This is a genomic window from Bacillus sp. P4_D3 (genome assembly GCF_056401855.1).
Genome location: NZ_JBFUIN010000518.1, coordinates 1 through 2,217 on the forward strand (window position 1 = coordinate 1; position 2,217 = coordinate 2,217).

The following is a 2,217-nucleotide window of genomic DNA, read 5'->3' on the forward strand; positions in this document are numbered from 1 at the left end:
CTTTAAATACTTCTCTTGTTTACTTTGGTGATATACTATCTTAAAGTTTAAATACTTCAACATTTTAAAACCTCGGATAGAGTTATCTGCTAAGTTTTCAGCCTTTTTCTTCTTCAAAAGTCATTACATATAATCTTCAACTTAGAAATAATAGTAGTTTTAATCATCAAAGTATTGTAACTTGTGATAATGGTATAAATTCAGTTGAATTAACTGTTACAAAACTAAACTAATAATAATTCACCTTCATATTCAGATGCTACTTCAGCATCTTTTTTTATTATTAAATAGCGTTTCCTTTCGATTCCTACAATCTTCAGATCTTTTATTCATCTACCTTATAAAACGTATGCTCTCATTTTACAGTTCTATTAATCTAATAAGCAAAACAAGTACCGAATACTTCTACCACAAGAATTCGGCACTTTTTTTATTAAAACAGATTCCTTCTTTCCTACTTCTCTACATAAACCGATTTAACTATCGTACGATTATAAGGTTGTCCTTCCTTATTCATCCCTTTCATATCAATTGTAACGTTATATACACCTGGCTGTTCTATATTTTTCAAAGCACCTGTGAATGTAGTTGTATTAATATTTTGCGATTCATTTGATTCAGAAACTAATTTTCCATCTTTATTAATTACTCTTACTGTTACTGAAAGATTGCCTTTCATTTCTGGAGCTGCAGGTGATTTTTTGAGTTTATACTCTGCTTTATTTACTTTAACTTTTGCCGGCATTTGAAGGACGAACGGAGCATCTTTTTTGTAATCGGTTACGATTAAATATGCATCTTTTGGCTGCTTTGCCATCATTTTAACTTGCCATTCTCCTGCTTCCATTTTATCAAATTTAAATGTTCTTATAGTCGCTCCTTTAAAGAGAGATTCACCTTCACCAGTAGATACAGCACTATCTTTATTTGTATAAACTTTTCCTTTTGGAGATATTAGTTGTATTTCTACATCCGAAGAAGCTGTTAAAACAGAAACTACCCCTTCTGCTTTTTTATCCACTGCGACAATTTTCCCTACCCACTGATTTTGTGACAACTCTCCTCCTAAAATAGCTCGATTAGAAGTTGTGTTTAATTGTTCTACCTTTTCCTCTGAACTATTAATCGGGGCTAATAAAGCCGGTACTGGTAAATTTGCTGTCCGTAAATATGGTTCAATTCGTGCAAAAACAGCTGAACCTTTTCGTATATTATCATGGTCAAATCGTGAATCCGTAAATAAATGTGTTCCATATGGTAACTTAGCACTCCATTCGTTCACTAATCCATCATTAGAACCGTATGATGACAAGTACAACCCGCCCATAGATAATGCTGAAAAAACAGGCCCCCAGCTCGTCCCAGTAGCCGTATAGTAACGGTTTAATTTAGCTGCAGGATTATTATCTATTGTAGAACGAAACTTTGCCATTTCACCTATTTGCAATGAATATGTCCCATCATCTTTTTGACCTAATATAGAGGCGAGCCACCCTGCCCACCAACTATATGATAAATCCGCTAAATTTGATCCGTAATGCGGAGTGGCAAGTGTAATAACATTTCCAACAAATCGATTCGCTCCATATCCAACTAACGCAGCTTGTGTATCGATACCACCTTTACTATGAGCTACAACATTTACTTTTTTACCAAAATGATTATAAATTTCTTCAAGCTTTTGTGCTAACAATTTTCCATTGTCCCATTGGCTAGCTGAWCCTTTCCCCGCAGCATCGTATAATTGAATAAATACAGTTTGATAGCCTGCTTTCAATGCGTAGTCGTACATATCATTCATATCATGATATACTGTCTTTCCATACCAACTATCCGCATTACCATTTCTTCCTTGCACAAAGAGAATTGGTGGTTTATTCTCATCATAATTAGCAGGTTTCTGACCTAAAAACCATTCTCCAGGAGTAAATACTTCTTTGTCTGGAAAACCAGTCTTAAGCTCTGTTACAACCTCCGCGTGTACATTTGTACTAAAAACCAGCGGACTCATAAAACAAAGTACAATAAATAATGCTATACTCCTTTTCATAGTTCCCATTAACATCCCCCTTTTCCGCAAGAAAGAAAACGCTACCATTACATTGAACACCAATTATTTTAAATTCCATTTAATCAATTACTTTTTCGATACATTAGAATTAGAAATTAGTAGCCGCATTTCTTTCTTATCAAACGTTATTCTCTCAACATTCATTC

General features: G+C 34.1%; 1 protein-coding gene and 1 pseudogene. One reads left to right on the forward strand and one right to left on the reverse strand.

Features of this window, described 5'->3' with window-relative positions; all coding sequences use genetic code 11:
- Window positions 1–134: 134 nt before the first annotated feature.
- Window positions 135–233: pseudogene (locus tag AC1DTM_RS23495) on the forward strand (preprotein translocase); the annotation flags it as partial.
- Between the two features lie 221 nt (window positions 234–454).
- On the opposite strand, the gene AC1DTM_RS23500 reads toward AC1DTM_RS23495, so the two are convergent.
- Entirely contained in the window at window positions 455–2,065 is a 1,611-nt protein-coding gene (locus AC1DTM_RS23500; protein ID WP_423747630.1) for a lipase family alpha/beta hydrolase, read from the reverse strand.
- Window positions 2,066–2,217: the final 152 nt, after the last annotated feature.